Here is a 15,445-nt window from a genome sequence, read left to right as displayed (position 1 = left end):
TTTCCGATAAAAATAGGGTAATTTTAAGCAATTCTAAAAATGCCAAGATGAAACAGAAATCCTCTTTTTTTCTATTGCTAGCTGTTTTCGGATTCCTATTTTCTACCTACGCCCAGGAGAATGACAAAATCATATTCCATAAATCGCCAGACCCCAAACGTCAGAAAGCTCCTTTTAGCGAAACCGTTCAAGTTGGAGACCTCTATTTTTTGGCTGGACAAATAGGGATGGACCGAAGTGTGGGAAAATTGGCAGAGGGAGGTATTCAAGGTGAAACCGAACAGGCTATCAAAAATATTCAAGGGGTGTTGAAAAGGCATGGCCTGACCTTGGGAAATGTGGTAAAATGCACGGTGATTTTAAGTGATATCAATGATTTCAGGGCTTTTAACGAAGTGTATATAAACTATTTCACCAACAAACCTGCCCGAACTACCTATGCAGCTGCTGGTCTGGCCGCCGGGGCAAAAATTGAAATTGACGTTATCGCTGCAAAAGAGTAATTCCTCATTAGTACTTTTCGACTTACAATGTACTAAGCACTATCTTTGCCCAATGATTAAGGAAGTAGAAAGTGTAATGGATTTGGTAAATCAAGGGAAAATGTTGCCCTTGATGGAAGAATTTTACACCATTCAGGGCGAGGGTTTCCATAAAGGTACTGCTGCCTATTTTATTCGGGTAGGGGGTTGCGATGTAGGCTGCCATTGGTGTGATGTCAAAGAAAGTTGGAATGCTGAAACCCATCCTCCCACTTCAATTGATTCCATTGTGGAAAATGCCGCCAAATATTCTGATACTATTGTTGTGACTGGTGGAGAACCTCTAACATGGGATATGGGGCCTTTAACACAAGAACTAAAAGCTAGGAATCTACAGACACATATTGAAACTTCTGGAGCCTATGCGCTCACCGGAATCTGGGACTGGATATGTCTTTCTCCCAAAAAAAATAAACTACCCGTGGGTGAGGTGCATGCCAAAGCCCACGAGTTGAAGGTAATTGTATATAACAAGCATGACTTTATTTTTGCTGAAGAACAAGCTGCTAAAGTTTCATCAAATTGTATTTTATACCTTCAACCGGAATGGAGCGTTCGGGACAAAATGATTCCTTTAATTGTGGATTATGTTATGCAAAATCCCAAATGGAAGGTATCCTTACAGACCCATAAATATTTGAATATCCCATAAGGGTTTAGCGTCCGCCGTTACCCATTAGATCTAGTACGCATTCGTCATCCAAAATGGGAACTACATCGGATGTACGCGCAGCCCTGCTCTGTAACATTTTTATCAAGTCAACTCCGCTTAAAGTGCAGGCGGAAGACAATCTTTCCCCTTTACCGGTCAAGGCAACTAAACCTCTTGCTGCGGGACTCCCAAACTCCAGTTGAGCCTGCATCAAACATCCTTCTACATTGCAGTGATTTGGTGCATCGACGTCTTCATGGTCATTAATTGCTTCAGTACCTAAGTTGACCAATCCGAAAAGATGTCCAAACTCATGATTAAGGGTAGCCGTTTCAACATCGGTAAGGGTGACAGGTGCTCCGCTGTTATCTGGAGGTGCCAATCTTCGTATGGTAGATTCAAAAATTACCATAGACGTATTACGGAAGACAGCCCCAAGAGTAACTAAATTTTCTTCTTCATCATCCCCATCTGAAGGCGCATCGGCAAAATAAATGTATACAGCTAGGGTATTTTCATCATTGAAGGCAGTTCTATTGGCCTGTTCAAGGCTATCTATCTCCTGTAAGGTCAAGGTTTCCTCATTTGGTGAAGGGAACTCATTGAATATGATTTCAATATCTTCCTTAAAGGAATGTAGTCTTACAAAATCTTGAAAATTGGCCATGGTCTCTACGCTAGGCCTAAAACCTGGAGGATGCGCTATTTCAATTTGTAACCTATCGAAGTTGGTATTTGCCAATAGGTCATTGGCGGAAGCTCCGGTGGCCAAAAGATTTCCAGACCTGTCAACATCTGGTGGTGGAGGTGTGGGTGGAGTTGTGCCGGTTCCTGGATTCTCAGGTGGTGTTTCAGTAGCGCCATCTGATGAACACGCTATGAAAAACCCCATAAGAACTAAAAGGAGGAATATTCTGTTCTTTTTCATTTTAAAAATATTACAATCTTAAACGCAATTTTTTGTGATTTTATTCTCTCTTAAAAGAGAGTTTAGCTAAATAGTCGTAATGATCCCCAGATATTACAAGATCACAATTCAGATTTATTTTTTGGCATTCCTGCTTTAAGGTCTCAAAATCAATATATAACCAATCTAAACGCTCACTTTTTTCATCTTTATATTCTAGAAAAAAACTAATCTCACCATAGTAATCTTTGTCACCTGGCACCCATACACCCCCATCATCATCATTATCGTACATATAAATAATATCACTGGAATCGAGTAAAATTTGACCATTCGGTTTCAATAATGTTGTTAAATGCAGCAAAAACCTTTCCAAGTTTTTTAACGTTCCTGCCAATCCTATTCCATTCATCAGAAGCAATAAGGTATCGTACTGGGATCCCTTAAAATTTTCAATGGAAATATGATGTGTTGAGCGAAGTCCACGTTTTTGGCAAACTTCAATCGCCCCAATGGAAGCATCCAAAGCGGTTACTTGAAAACCCTTGTTTTGGAGATAAAGGCTATGGCTGCCCACTCCGCAGCCAATATCTAGCGTTTGACCCTTGCATAGGGTTAATGCTTTTTGTTCCAAAGAGGGCATTTCATCAAAACTTCGAAACAAATAGGGAACAGGAATTACATCTTCATCTCCCAAGGAGGAAATGGTTTTGATGTCTTCAGTATACTCACCGTTAAAGAAATCAAGTGCCGCTTGTCCAAAAATATCAGGCATAAAGGTCCATCAGAAGGTTACAAATATGGGACTTTAAATAACATTAAAGGTTTAAGTGCAATCTGTTTTTTAAGTTTGCCTCTATGGAAGAAGAGCTTCGACAACTCCCTCAGAAAGCCCAAGAAAAGCATTCAGAAAACAAGCGGTTTTTCGTAAAACTCAAAAAAAAGCCCCCGAAAAACCTGGATTATCTGATGCAGGAGCTTCATGAGGAGGAATTTCAGCGCACCGATTGCCTCAACTGTGGGAATTGCTGCAAGACCACGGGACCTCTTTTTACTCAGGCTGATATTGAACGAATAGCAAAACACTTGAGATTGCGTCCTTCTGATTTTATCGAAACCTACCTTCGAATCGATGAAGAAGGGGATTATGTGTTGCAACAAGTTCCTTGTGCTTTTTTAGGTGCTGATAATTACTGTTCTATTTACAAAGTTCGACCCAAGGCTTGTCGGGAGTTTCCACATACGGACCGCAAAAAATTTCATCAGATTTCTAACCTTACCCTTAAAAATGTGGCCATATGTCCAGCTGCATTTAATATTGTAGAGGAAATGAAGAAAAAAATTAAGCCCTAACGATTTCTTATCTTTGGAATATGGAGCAGTTGATGAACTATTTTGAGACCATTCCCCCGCTTCATCGTAGTTTGATTTTAGTAGGGGGAATCACTTTTTTTTGGATTCTGGAAGGCATAGTGCCACTTTTTAACGTGCCGTACAAAAAATGGCGACATTCTGTACCGAATTTCTTTTTCACCTTGACTACCATTATAATCAATTTTCCGTTGGCCTTTTTGTTGCTCAAAACATCCGACTGGGCGGTGGCTAACGAGTTCGGAATTATAAATTGGTTGCCTGAAATGCCTTTGTGGTTGTATGTTTTTTTGGGCGTGCTGTTTTTAGATTTGATAGGAGCCTATACCGCTCATTGGGTAGAACATAAGGTTAAACCGTTGTGGATGGTCCATTTGGTTCACCATTCTGACCATAATGTGGATACCACAACGGCCAATCGCCACCATCCTTTGGAAAGTTTGATTCGCTATACTTTCACCTTGATTGGGGTTTTTTTGGTCGGAGCGCCCATTGGAATAATAATGCTTTATCAAAGTATGTCAGTCGTATTATCCCAATTCAACCACGCCAATATTAAATTGCCCAAGAAGGTGGATGAAGCTATTAGCTGGGTTATCGTAAGTCCTGACATGCACAAAGTGCACCATCACTATAAATTACCCTATACGGACTCTAACTATGGAAACATTTTTTCTATTTGGGATAGAATGTTTGGGACCTATATGCAGCTAGACCCGGATAAAATTGTTTATGGGGTGGATACTTTTCCTGATGAAAAGGAAAACAGTAGCATCGTTGGACTGTTGAAGCAGCCGTTTCATAAATACAGAAGGCCTACCACCGAAGGTCAGTCGTAAAGCAAATAGTTGCTGCGCACTTTTTTGAAGGATTCTAAATCCTCTTTCCAAGTTTTTTTGATTTCTTCCTCTGAAAGACCAGATTCAACATGCTTTTGAAGCTCTTCGGTCCCTGAATGCTTGGTAAATGAATCTGTTTTGAAGAATTTGGATTTGTCAACGGTATTTTTATACGCCTCCATAAGCCATTTCAAAGAGATAGAGTCCATTTTGGGATGCTTGGACACATCCTTGCCATAACAGGTTTTTCCCTCCTCTTTTGGAAATTTGGAGCCAAAATTAGGTTGGGGTACGTAACTGAAATCATAAGCAGTACTATCCAGAAAAGAAGCCCCATAGCGCTGGAACTGAAACTCAGTTCCTCGCCCCGCGTTAACGTTGGTCCCTTCAAAAAGCCCCATACTGGGATATAGGTTAATGGAGGTATCATTCGGTAAATTAGGAGAAGGACGAATGGGCAAGGAATACGAGTTTTGATGTGTATAGTTTTCCAAAGGAACCACGGTAAGTTCAGCTTTCAACCCACCAGTTAACCATTGCTCTCCATTCAACATCTGGGCATATTCGCCAATCGTCATTCCATATACCAAAGGAATGGTTGTCATGCCCAAAAAACTGGTTTGCTCTTTTTGCATGGTTGGACCATCGATATAATGTCCGTTTGGGTTGGGTCTGTCCAAGACAACAATTGGAATGTTGTTTTCAGCACAAGCCTCCATGACCAATTGCAAGGTGGCGATATAGGTGTAAAAGCGAACGCCTACGTCCTGTATGTCAAAGACAATCAAGTCAATACCCACCAACTGTTCTTTGGACGGTTTTTTGTTTTTCCCATAAAGAGAAACGATAGGCAATCCTGTTTTTTTGTCCAACCCATCCGCTACGAGCTCTCCAGCATCTGCTTTACCTCTAAATCCATGCTCAGGAGCAAATACTTTTTTGATTTCAACTTGATGTGAAAGCAAGGAATCCACTAAATGCGTGTATCCATCTTTTTTGAAAACTACACTGGTGGGATTGGCAACAACGGCTACATTCTTATCCTTTAAAAGACCAAGGTAATTATCTATTCTGTTGGCACCGACGACAATATCTTTCTGAATTTCTTTCTCGGAGCTCGGACTGCTAACATCTTTGGCCTGAGGTGTTCCTTTGCAGGAAGAAAGCAGTAAAACCAAACAGAAAAATGTACTTTTGAGAACCGATAAATTGGGCATCCGTTGAATTTAGAACTATTTATTGCCAAGCGCCTGATTACAGGAAAGGAACATAAAATTAGTATTTCCGCTCCTATAATAAAAATTGCCATTGCTGCTATTGCCATCGGTATCGTTATGATGCTCATTGCCATTGCCACTGGGGTAGGGTTAAAGCATAAGATTCGTGAAAAAGTGGCAGCGTTTAATGGGCATATCCAAATCTCTAATTACGACAATAATGCTTCTGAAGTTTCTGTTGTTCCGGTTTCTTTGGAACAGGAATTTTATCCCAAGTTCAACATTGTGGATGGGGTGGAGCACATCCAGGCGGTTGCCACCAAAGGTGGAATTATTCGCACTGAGGACACTTTTGAAGGAATGCTTGCCAAAGGAGTAGGTACGGACTACAAGTGGACGGTCTTTGAAGAATATTTGGTAGATGGTCGGTTGCCCGATTATACAGGCAAACTCAATGATGAGGTATTGATTTCAAGAAGAATGGCCAATAGATTGCAACTAGGGGTTGGAGATTCTTTTTTCTCTTTTTTTCTAAAGGAAGATGACCCTTCCAAAGTGCCGAACAACCGCCGTTTTCAAATTGTGGGAATTTATGATAGTGGATTTGAAGAGTTTGATGCGACCTATGTTTTTGTAGATATCCGCCACATTCAAAGAATGAACAAATGGGGGGCAAATCAAATTGGGAATTTTGAGGTCTTTCTCTCCAATTTTGATGAAATGGAGACCAAAACCAACGAAATCTACGGTAAGACTATTTCCAGCTTGGATACCCAAAATATCAAATCCAAATACTTTCGCATTTTCGAATGGATAGGGCTTTTCGATTTCAATATTGCCCTTATTATTGGAATCATGATTATCGTAGGTGGAATCAACATGATCACAGCCTTGTTGGTGTTGATTTTGGAGCGTACCCAGATGATTGGGGTATTGAAAGCCTTGGGTTCAGAGAATTGGAGTATTCGAAAAGTATTTCTCTATAATGCGGCTTATCTAATTTCCATTGGTCTGTTTTGGGGAAATCTCATCGGGTTGGTATTACTTTACATTCAAAATCGTTATCGCATTTTCAAATTCCCAAATCCTGAGGAATACTACATCGAATACATTCCCGTGTTTATGGATGTTCCTACAGTCCTTATATTAAATCTTGGGGTAATGTTATTATGTCTTCTAATGTTACTCGTGCCTTCCTATATCATCACCAAAATAAGCCCAGTAAAGGCCATGAAGTTTGAATAATGGACCATTGCTTTCTTTTTGCCATTTCAAGTAGATTTCGATTGGGATAAATGGATTCCCTCTTTCAAAAAACTATCTTTGCACCCGATATGGAATATGCAGAAAATATTTTGGAAACCATCGGGAATACACCCTTGGTTAGACTGAATACACTTACTTCGGAATTACCTTGTTTGGTACTCGCTAAATATGAAACTTTTAATCCAGGAAATTCGGTGAAAGACCGGATGGCCTTGCAAATGGTAGAAGATGCCGAAGCTGACGGTCGATTAAAACCTGGCGGTACCATTGTTGAGGGGACTTCTGGGAATACTGGGATGGGTTTGGCTTTGGCGGCTATCGTTAAAGGGTACAAAATGATTTGTGTTACGACGGATAAACAGTCCAAAGAAAAAATTGATATCCTGAAAGCTGTCGGAAGTGAAGTGCATGTTTGCCCTACGGATGTGGCCCCTGACGACCCTAGAAGTTATTATTCCACAGCCAAAAGGTTGGGAGAAGAAATTCCCAATTCTTGGTATGTCAACCAATACGATAATCCTTCCAATGCCAAAGGTCACTACCTAAGTACAGGTCCAGAAATCTGGGAACAAACAGACGGTAAAGTAACCCACTTTGTAGTCGGGGTAGGAACAGGGGGTACCATTTCTGGAGTTGGAAAATATCTCAAAGAACAGAATCCCAATGTAAAGGTGTGGGGAGTGGACACTTATGGTTCTGTTTTTAAGAAATACCATGAGACGGGGATTTTTGACGAGAATGAAATTTATCCCTATATCACCGAGGGTATTGGTGAGGATATTTTACCCAAGAATGTAGATTTTGATATCATCGATGGATTTACCAAGGTAACGGATAAAGATGCTGCCGTTTATACCCAACGATTAGCGAAAGAAGAAGGTATGTTTTTGGGGAACTCAGCCGGAGCAGCGATTAAAGGAGTTTTGCAACTAAAGGAGCATTTTAGGGAAGATGATGTCGTAGTAGTTTTATTTCACGACCATGGTAGTAGATACGTAGGCAAAATGTTCAATGATGACTGGATGCGCGAACAAGGTTTTATAGAATAGCTATGGAAAAATTAATATTGGGAAACCAAAGTGTTCGTATTGATGCGGGAGAATTGGTGGGTTTCGAGGTTGACGGCCATGAATTCATCCATCAAAAAGGAAGTCCAGGTTGGAGTAGTGCTGACACTGAGATGTTTCCAATAATTGGGCCTGTGGCCAAGGCAAATTATACGGTCAAAACACCCAAAGGGAATGGAGTGTTGGACCAGCATGGACATATGAGGTTGATGAACTATGGGTTGCTTTCCAGTAGTGAGACACAAGCTGCGTACAGAAAAGCATATACGGCTGATACTCCAATTAGAAATCGCAAATTTCCTGAAAAATCAGATGTTGAGTATTTGACATGGCCGTATACTTTTGAATTTGAAAAGAGCTACACGCTTACTCCCCGAGGGCTTGAAATTACTTTTACCATAAACGGAGACCAAGGAATGCCATTTATGTTGGGATACCATCCCGCATTCAAATTACATGCGGATAACCCCATAATTGTTGCCGGGGATAGACAAATTACATTGGATGAGGTCCTGGCGGTGGGAAGCAGAGCATTGCAGGTGGCAGACTGCACTTCGATCATACTCAAAGATGAGAAGAAGATTACCGTTTCCACAGAAGGTTTTGGTCATTTCATGTGTTGGACGGAGGTTAGGAATATGGTGTGCATCGAACCCGTAAGTTTTTACCCCTACGCAGTTGAGGAAAAAGATCTTCACAAAGGCTTTCAACAACTAAATGGCGAAGCACACTTTAAAGTGCTGATCTCCGTAGGTTCCTAGCTAAATTTTTGGTTAAGTCCTTCAACAATCGTGTCTATTTTGGCGTCCTTTTCCTTTTGGGATAGGATGGATGGTGGAGCCATACGTTCCTTACAATCTGAAATGGGACAGCGCTCACAGGTAACCCCTACATTATAGGTGGCAATAGAGGGGTCATTTAAGAAATTCACTTTTTTACGAAGCTGATCATTGATGAGAAGACCAATGCCAACACTTCTAAAAAGGTCTTCGTTAAAAGGGTCTTGGGTAGCTGACGCAAAAATGAGATAGGAAAGTTGATCATTGGGGTAGTGGGAAATTTGAACTTGGATATGATGTTCGTTTCCTGTTTTTTCAATTTCCTGCAACACTCGAATGGAGGCCCAGCGTCTACAGTACTTTTCATCGGTTTCATTACCATGCGGCGAATGCTGATGTGTGAGATGCAGTTCCTTGGTAATGTCAAAACGTTGAGAGCCCTTTCGATGGGCAAATCTCAGGAAAAAGAGATTTTCCATTTTGTAATCTGTAGGAAGAATATTGGTCAAACGTTGATATAAGGATTCTGGCGAAGCATTAAATCGCTTGGTCATTCGGGCCAAAAAGGTCTTGTCAAAATTAGGTTTAGCCAGAAAACGGTCAAGGTATTCCCCCAAAAGTTTTCTTGGAATAATCAAGGCACCTGCAAAGTAGGAAGCCGCTAGGTTATTCAATACCTGGTCAAAACTCTCAAACTTAATCCAGGTAAAGGTGTACAAACGTTCTGTAATATTCAGATAATTGTAGGCAATCTCTTTGGCGTAAATAAAGGTGCGTTGGGCTTCATCGACATGGTCTGCTATAAGTAATGTTTTAGTTTTGGGCACAAAAATGGAACGGAGATTGTCCAGCTCGTTATGTTTTATAAGGTCCTCATTGTTGATGTTGTAGCCATACTCCTCAATCAATATTTCTTCCAGTTCCTTGGAAGAGACCGATTTTTCCAAATTAATTTGATACGCTTCGGCAAATTTTACCACGGCAGCCTCCCATTCAGAAAAGAAATTCTGGTTGGCTTCCTGATAGGATCTCAAAGCTGCTAAAAAGAAGCTCTCCTTTCCAAAATCATAATGCTTGGCAATTTCTATGATAGTGCTAATGAAGGCATTGACTTTGGCCGGGGCATTGGCTACAATATCGATTAAATCGCTTTCCTTGATGCCAAATAGGTCAAGGGGCAATTCCTTTAAAATTTTCGATTGAAGCAATTCCCCAACGGGAGCTAAGTTCTTGTCCAGTTTTAAGGACACCAAATTGTCATAAGGGATTTCCAGCTTTTCGGCCAGGAGAGCTATTTTATCCGTTTTAGGATACTTTTTCCCTTTTTCAATCTCATTGAGGTACGATTTTGAAAGTCCGGTGAGCTTTGAAAGTCCAAATAAGGATAGATTTTTCCTCCCCCGAATCTGTTTCAGTTTTAATCCAAAAATAAGTTTGATGTATTCCTCTTCCATTTTTCGCAATCAAATATAGGCTATTTTGCGAATAATATAAAAATAGCGAATAAATAATATTTAGCGAACGTTCGCTTGCTTTTTTCAAAACTTTAATTTATTCTTGTATGAACAAAATTAGTACGTCATGGAAAATATCTTAGCATCACCCACAGACCTTCAGTTTTCAAAGGAAGTGACCAATTACTATCCAGAGCTGCTTATGGACGGCGCTTTGGAATTCGTCATAGAGCTACATCAAAAATTCAACAGGGAACGGTTACAACTTTTGAACAAACGATTGAGACAACAAGCCAAATTTGATCGTGGAATTATGCCTTCTTTTCCACTTGAGACTGAGGAAACACGTAATGCAGATTGGAAGGTCAAGGATATACCTGAGGATTTATTGGACCGGAGAGTGGAGATTACGGGTCCCGTGGAACGAAAAATGGTCATAAACGCGCTAAACTCTGGCGCTAAGACCTTTATGGCGGATTTTGAAGACAGCAACGCTCCTACTTGGGACAATTGTCTTCAAGGTCAACAGAACCTTCTTGATGCAAATGCTAGGACCATCTCGTTCTACGATTCCAAAAAGGACAAATCGTACACATTAAATGATGAGGTTGCGGTATTGTTGGTTAGACCCCGCGGACTGCATTTGAATGAACGTCATGTGTTGATTAACGGGGAAGAAACCTCAGGAAGCCTTTTTGACTTTGCCCTCTATGTATTTCATAACACAAGAAAGCTCATGAATAGAGGTTCTGCACCTTATTTCTACTTACCAAAATTGGAGCACTATCTGGAGGCTAGATGGTGGGATGAAGTTTTCACATTCTCGGAAGAATACTTGGGTGTGCCGGTTGGAACTTTTAAAGCAACTGTTTTGATTGAGACCATCACGGCAAGTTTCCAGTTGGATGAGATTATCTATGAATTAAAAAACCATATAGTTGGACTGAATTGTGGACGTTGGGACTATATTTTTTCCTACATCAAAAAATTTAGGAATCATCCCAGTTTCATTCTACCCAATAGGGACCAAGTGACCATGACCGTTCCCTTTATGGATGCATATTCACGCTTGGTCATTCAAAGATGCCATAAAAGAGGAATCCACGCCATGGGCGGAATGGCGGCACAAATCCCAATTAAAAGTGACCCTGTAGCAAATGCAGCTGCCTTGGAAAAAGTGCGACTGGATAAAGAGCGGGAGGTGAAAAATGGTCATGATGGCACCTGGGTAGCCCACCCTGGACTGGTTTCCATTGCAATGGAGGAGTTCGACAAGCATATGCCTAAGTCCAATCAAATAAACACCATGTTACGTGAAAAGGATGTTATTTCGGAATCGGACTTGATTGCTATTCCAGAGGGAACCATCACGGAGACTGGCATCCGCAAAAATATGAATGTTGGCATTCTATATCTCGAAGCATGGTTGAGAGGCAATGGTTGTGTGGCCTTATACAATTTGATGGAAGATGCTGCCACTGCGGAGATTTCCAGAACACAATTATGGCAATGGAGAAAATTCAAGGCACAACTGGATGACGGAAGAAAATTTAATGATGCCCTTTACGCAAAGATTTTTGAAGAGGAGAAAGATAAAATTATTCATCTGGTGGGTGAGGCCAATATGGGGAACACCCAATTTGAAAAGGCTTTTGAGCTATTCGATAAACTGGTAAGAACAAGGGAGTTTGAAGAGTTCCTTACCCTGAAAGCCTATCGCGAAATCGCATAAATACGTATTATCAACAACTAAAAAAATCCCAAGAATGCGCGAACATTACATGGGATTCATATCAAATTCGAAATTTAAAATTATGGAAAAAAAGGAAAGAATTCAAGCGTTATTGACGGATTGGACGATCAACCCGAGATGGAAAGGAGTTGAAAGACCCTATACGGCAGAAGAAGTGATAAAACTTCGAGGCTCTTATGAAATAGATTATTCCATTGCTCAAATGGGCGCTGAAAAGCTTTGGAACAAATTGAATAGTCAAGATTTTGTAGCTGGTTTGGGCGCTTTGACTGGAAATCAAGCCATTCAGGAAGTAGAGGCAGGACTTGAAGCTATCTATTTGAGCGGATGGCAGGTTGCGGCAGATGCCAATTTATCAGGTGAAATGTATCCAGACCAGTCACTATATCCTGCAAATAGCGTACCCATGGTCGTGAAACGTATCAACAATGCCTTGTTACGAGCCGATCAGATTCAGGTAGTAAATGGCACGGAAAATAAAAAGGACTATTTGGTTCCCATTGTTGCCGATGCTGAGGCTGGATTTGGAGGCAATCTTAACGCCTTCGAATTGATGAAGTCCATGATTGAAAGTGGTGCCTCGGGAGTTCATTTTGAGGATCAACTCAGTTCAGCAAAAAAATGCGGACACCTCGGAGGAAAGGTATTGGTACCAACCCAAGAAGCAGTGAATAAATTGATAGCAGCACGATTAGCTGCGGATGTTCTGGGAGTACCAACAGTTATCATTGCACGTACAGATGCCGATGCAGCCAATTTGTTGACCAGTGATATTGATGAAAGAGATCATAAATTCATAACAGGTGAGCGTTCTCCAGAGGGATTCTTCTATGTAAAGAATGGATTGGAACAAGGAATAGACCGTGGTTTAAGCTATGCCCCATTCGCAGATTTGATTTGGTTGGAGACTTCCACACCCGATTTGGAGCAAGCTAGGAAGTTTGCTGAAGGTATTCACGCCCAATATCCAGATAAAATGTTGGCCTATAACTGTTCGCCATCCTTCAACTGGGCCGCTAAACTAAGTGTGGAGGAGATGGAGACCTTTAGAGAAGAATTGGCAGAAATGGGGTATAAATTTCAGTTCATTACTCTTGCTGGCTTCCACGCACTTAATACAAGTATGTTTGAATTAAGCAAAGCCTATAAGGAACGAGGTATGGCCGGTTACTCCGAATTGCAAGAAAGAGAATTTGGATTGCAGGAATTTGGATTCAAAGCTGTAAAACACCAAGGTTTTGTAGGGACCGGGTATTTCGATACGGTCCAGAATATTGTTACCTCAGGTACATCAAGTACGGTAGCTATGAAAGGAAGCACAGAAACCGCTCAATTCTGATGCGTTCTAATTTAGTTGGTTAGCAAATGCCCCTGTTAAAAGGGGCATTTGTTTTGATTAAACAAAATGGTTAAAAAAATCATAATTTTTTAACATTTCATGTCTTTTTTCTTGTTAATTTAGTGGTAAGCAAAGCAAATTGGTCTTTTTTGTTTATCGATTTTGCTAGAACTTTTCTCAAAAGAAACAATACGATTTCCTTCGGAATTCTGGTGTCGGGGCTTTTTAAACTATCAATTGGATGTATGGATGTTATTGTTTTTTATATCAGCATTGCGGCCCTGATTGTACTCGCATGGATTGTTTTCATGATAAAAATGTACCGTAGAATAAAAAAGAAAGTATAGCCCCAAAAATTCTAAAGTTCCAGACACTCTAGTTTAGGCATCATACTTTCCACTATACGCTGTGTTTCCGGAGTATTTTTCTGGGGAATAAGAAAAGCTTCAATATCAGTTTTGGAATGTATTTCAATCGTATCTTCTATAAACCCATACCCTCTATATTGACCATCATCCACAAGCACGAAAGCCTTTTCGTTTAGATGCCTCCCTTTTTCTTTTAGGAGTTTTATTCCAGTCATTTCTTCCCTCAAATCCGCAATAACTTTGTCCACTTTGGCATTGTACCTTTCAACCTTCTCTTTCCCTGAACAAATTCCCTCACAAAAAGAGTCCTCATAAAAAGAACAATTGGATTCCGTCAACTGTAAATGGCAATATTTTGGACAGAGGTTGTAAGACATACAGACATGTTTTAAAAAAAGCCTGCAATCTGTAAGATTATTAAATATTTTGAGGGGTCGCTGAATAGATTTTAAAGTATTGAATGCCAAATGCTTTATTCCCTTTCGGTCCTCATAGCAAAAGATGCCAAACTGTTTGATGTTTTTCTTTTGCGCTCGATTATAAATGGGATAGTGTTTTTTTATTTCAGCGGATTCCATCAAAAGTGCCACCAATTCACTCCCTGAGAGCTCAAAATCAATATGGGCTGTCTCTCTGCAGAGCCTAATCTCTTTTTCGCTTTTATCATAAAAATGCCCTAACACTCTTTTTTTTAGGTTAATGGCCTTGCCCACATAAATAATGTTGCCGGTACGGTCTTTAAAGTAATAAATGCCTGGTTTTTGGGGGATGGCATCCAGTTCGGCTTTATCCAAATGAGGGGGTAGGGTAGCCTCTTGACTCCGGGCATTGAGAAACTTCTGGATAACCGCTTCAGAACTTGGACTCTGTAAAAGCTTTTCAAAAAGGAGCACGGTGGCATGGGCATCCCCTCTAGCACGGTGCCTATCGGAAAGGGGAATGTCAATGGCCGAACACAATTTCCCCAAACTGTAGGACTGCAGCCCTGGGATGATTTTTCTGGAAAGACGAACCGTACAAAGTTTCTTGCGAACAAAAGGTATCCCCAGTTGCCTGAATTCCTCTTTGATGACCCCATAATCAAAATTAACCGAGTGGGCCACGAAAACACTATTTTGGGTAAACTCTAGAATGGTATCCGCTATTTCGGAGAAAAGCGGAGCATGGGCCACCATCTGGTCATCGATACCTGTAAGACCCGTAATAAAAAAAGGAATAGGGCATTGAGGATTCACCAAGGACGTGAATTCGTCCACAATCTGATTACCATCATGCTTAAATATCGCGATTTCAGTAATCCGGTTGCCTTTGATACCGTTGCCCGTGGTCTCTATATCGATTATGGTGTACACCTGACTAAGTTAGCCAGAAATTATCGATACAAGAAGTCAAAAATGTCAAGCGATTGTTACAGCAGGATGTTCCTGCCCAAAACGGACATAATAAAGAAAACGGTAATAGAAATGATAAGACAGCTAATCGCTGCTACACGATTATCCTGTACGGAAAACTCTTTTTTTGCTCGAAGTAGTAAAACTTTCATGGGGATTTGTTTTACTCCAAAGTTGGTCAAGTACTGTCATTTCCTTGAAAAGTATCGGTTAAGTCTAAAAACTGAGGATAAATGGTATTAAGAACTGTTTTAATCGAAAAAAGACGTTTTTTAACCATTTTTCTTATAGAGGAAATGGGTGGTTTGGTCGATAAAACCGGAGGGACTAGAACCTATCTTTGAAAAGCCCAATAAGCAATGGCTTCTCAGCAATATGGAATTTCATGCTCACCGAATAGGTGACTTTTGAGGAATTTATCCAAAATTACGGAAAAACCCCAGTTTTTCTAAGGGAAATATATAAAGGAATCAGAGTTTTATTTATTAGTTTCCGATGCC

The 15,445-nt window shown here is 40.6% G+C and carries 15 protein-coding genes; 9 read left to right on the top strand and 6 right to left on the bottom strand.

Features of this window, described 5'->3' with window-relative positions; all coding sequences use genetic code 11:
* Nucleotides 1-47 precede the first annotated feature (47 nt).
* Both ACSLUF_RS12920 and ACSLUF_RS12915 read left to right on the top strand, forming a co-directional pair.
* On the top strand, nucleotides 48-503 hold the full coding sequence (locus tag ACSLUF_RS12920) for a RidA family protein (RefSeq protein WP_435623200.1): 456 nt from the start codon (nucleotides 48-50) through the stop codon (nucleotides 501-503).
* Nucleotides 504-555: 52 nt separating this feature from the next.
* Entirely contained in the window at nucleotides 556-1,194 is a 639-nt protein-coding gene (locus ACSLUF_RS12915; RefSeq protein WP_435623199.1) for a 7-carboxy-7-deazaguanine synthase QueE, read from the top strand.
* 4 nt (nucleotides 1,195-1,198) lie between these two features.
* Here the strand turns inward: ACSLUF_RS12915 and ACSLUF_RS12910 are convergent, their stop codons facing one another.
* Nucleotides 1,199-2,122, bottom strand: coding sequence for a hypothetical protein (locus ACSLUF_RS12910; protein WP_435623198.1), 924 nt, complete (start codon nucleotides 2,120-2,122; stop codon nucleotides 1,199-1,201).
* Nucleotides 2,123-2,162: 40 nt separating this feature from the next.
* Nucleotides 2,163-2,876, bottom strand: a complete 714-nt coding sequence (locus ACSLUF_RS12905; protein ID WP_435623197.1) for a class I SAM-dependent methyltransferase — start codon at nucleotides 2,874-2,876, stop codon at nucleotides 2,163-2,165.
* Nucleotides 2,877-2,959: 83 nt separating this feature from the next.
* Here ACSLUF_RS12905 and ACSLUF_RS12900 point away from each other — a divergent pair, with 83 nt between their 5' ends.
* Together ACSLUF_RS12900 and ACSLUF_RS12895 are read left to right on the top strand one after the other, a co-directional pair.
* Nucleotides 2,960-3,454 (top strand): YkgJ family cysteine cluster protein, encoded by a 495-nt coding sequence (locus tag ACSLUF_RS12900; RefSeq protein WP_435623196.1) that lies wholly within the window; start codon nucleotides 2,960-2,962, stop codon nucleotides 3,452-3,454.
* A 20-nt stretch (nucleotides 3,455-3,474) separates the two neighbouring features.
* Entirely contained in the window at nucleotides 3,475-4,311 is an 837-nt protein-coding gene (locus tag ACSLUF_RS12895) for a sterol desaturase family protein (protein WP_435623195.1), read from the top strand.
* On the opposite strand, the gene ACSLUF_RS12890 is transcribed toward ACSLUF_RS12895, so the two are convergent.
* Nucleotides 4,302-5,528: an exo-beta-N-acetylmuramidase NamZ family protein gene (locus tag ACSLUF_RS12890; protein WP_435623194.1), complete on the bottom strand. Its 1,227-nt coding sequence runs from the start codon at nucleotides 5,526-5,528 to the stop codon at nucleotides 4,302-4,304. The genes ACSLUF_RS12895 and ACSLUF_RS12890 overlap by 10 nt on opposite strands.
* Nucleotides 5,529-5,531: 3 nt before the next feature.
* Here ACSLUF_RS12890 and ACSLUF_RS12885 point away from each other — a divergent pair, with 3 nt between their 5' ends.
* From ACSLUF_RS12885 to ACSLUF_RS12875, 3 genes are all read left to right on the top strand, one after another.
* A complete protein-coding gene (locus ACSLUF_RS12885; protein WP_435623193.1) occupies nucleotides 5,532-6,773 on the top strand; it encodes an ABC transporter permease in 1,242 nt (413 codons plus the stop codon).
* Between the two features lie 89 nt (nucleotides 6,774-6,862).
* Nucleotides 6,863-7,843: a PLP-dependent cysteine synthase family protein gene (locus ACSLUF_RS12880; RefSeq protein WP_435625840.1), complete on the top strand. Its 981-nt coding sequence runs from the start codon at nucleotides 6,863-6,865 to the stop codon at nucleotides 7,841-7,843.
* 2 nt (nucleotides 7,844-7,845) lie between these two features.
* A complete protein-coding gene (locus ACSLUF_RS12875; RefSeq protein WP_435623192.1) occupies nucleotides 7,846-8,622 on the top strand; it encodes an aldose 1-epimerase in 777 nt (258 codons plus the stop codon).
* On the opposite strand, the gene ACSLUF_RS12870 is transcribed toward ACSLUF_RS12875, so the two are convergent.
* Entirely contained in the window at nucleotides 8,619-10,094 is a 1,476-nt protein-coding gene (locus ACSLUF_RS12870) for a helix-turn-helix domain-containing protein (protein WP_435623191.1), read from the bottom strand. The genes ACSLUF_RS12875 and ACSLUF_RS12870 overlap by 4 nt on opposite strands.
* A 127-nt stretch (nucleotides 10,095-10,221) precedes the next feature.
* Between ACSLUF_RS12870 and aceB the strand changes: the two genes are divergently transcribed.
* Nucleotides 10,222-11,826, top strand: a complete 1,605-nt coding sequence (gene aceB / locus ACSLUF_RS12865; protein ID WP_435623190.1) for a malate synthase A — start codon at nucleotides 10,222-10,224, stop codon at nucleotides 11,824-11,826.
* A gap of 82 nt (nucleotides 11,827-11,908) precedes the next feature.
* A complete protein-coding gene (aceA, locus tag ACSLUF_RS12860) occupies nucleotides 11,909-13,186 on the top strand; it encodes an isocitrate lyase (RefSeq protein WP_435623189.1) in 1,278 nt (425 codons plus the stop codon).
* A 358-nt stretch (nucleotides 13,187-13,544) separates the two neighbouring features.
* Here the strand turns inward: aceA and ACSLUF_RS12855 are convergent, their stop codons facing one another.
* Nucleotides 13,545-14,906 (bottom strand): exonuclease domain-containing protein, encoded by a 1,362-nt coding sequence (locus ACSLUF_RS12855; protein ID WP_435623188.1) that lies wholly within the window; start codon nucleotides 14,904-14,906, stop codon nucleotides 13,545-13,547.
* A gap of 56 nt (nucleotides 14,907-14,962) precedes the next feature.
* On the bottom strand, nucleotides 14,963-15,097 hold the full coding sequence (locus ACSLUF_RS12850) for a hypothetical protein (RefSeq protein ID WP_281257996.1): 135 nt from the start codon (nucleotides 15,095-15,097) through the stop codon (nucleotides 14,963-14,965).
* Nucleotides 15,098-15,445 lie beyond the last annotated feature (348 nt).

The organism is Flagellimonas sp., from assembly GCF_965601775.1.
Classification (GTDB): Bacteria; Bacteroidota; Bacteroidia; order Flavobacteriales; family Flavobacteriaceae; genus Flagellimonas.
The sequence above is the reverse complement of the archived record's forward strand: the minus strand, read 5'-3'. Positions and strand labels throughout refer to the sequence as shown.

Coding starts and splice junctions, on each gene's coding strand:
- ACSLUF_RS12875 (WP_435623192.1), top strand. CDS start 7,846: ATGGAAAAATTAATATTGGGAAACCAAAGTGTTCGTATTGATGCGGGA.
- ACSLUF_RS12880 (WP_435625840.1), top strand. CDS start 6,863: ATGGAATATGCAGAAAATATTTTGGAAACCATCGGGAATACACCCTTG.
- ACSLUF_RS12920 (WP_435623200.1), top strand. CDS start 48: ATGAAACAGAAATCCTCTTTTTTTCTATTGCTAGCTGTTTTCGGATTC.
- ACSLUF_RS12905 (WP_435623197.1), bottom strand. CDS start 2,876: ATGCCTGATATTTTTGGACAAGCGGCACTTGATTTCTTTAACGGTGAG.
- ACSLUF_RS12900 (WP_435623196.1), top strand. CDS start 2,960: ATGGAAGAAGAGCTTCGACAACTCCCTCAGAAAGCCCAAGAAAAGCAT.
- ACSLUF_RS12870 (WP_435623191.1), bottom strand. CDS start 10,094: ATGGAAGAGGAATACATCAAACTTATTTTTGGATTAAAACTGAAACAG.
- ACSLUF_RS12910 (WP_435623198.1), bottom strand. CDS start 2,122: ATGAAAAAGAACAGAATATTCCTCCTTTTAGTTCTTATGGGGTTTTTC.
- ACSLUF_RS12890 (WP_435623194.1), bottom strand. CDS start 5,528: ATGCCCAATTTATCGGTTCTCAAAAGTACATTTTTCTGTTTGGTTTTA.
- aceB (WP_435623190.1), top strand. CDS start 10,222: ATGGAAAATATCTTAGCATCACCCACAGACCTTCAGTTTTCAAAGGAA.
- ACSLUF_RS12895 (WP_435623195.1), top strand. CDS start 3,475: ATGGAGCAGTTGATGAACTATTTTGAGACCATTCCCCCGCTTCATCGT.
- ACSLUF_RS12915 (WP_435623199.1), top strand. CDS start 556: ATGATTAAGGAAGTAGAAAGTGTAATGGATTTGGTAAATCAAGGGAAA.
- aceA (WP_435623189.1), top strand. CDS start 11,909: ATGGAAAAAAAGGAAAGAATTCAAGCGTTATTGACGGATTGGACGATC.
- ACSLUF_RS12850 (WP_281257996.1), bottom strand. CDS start 15,097: ATGAAAGTTTTACTACTTCGAGCAAAAAAAGAGTTTTCCGTACAGGAT.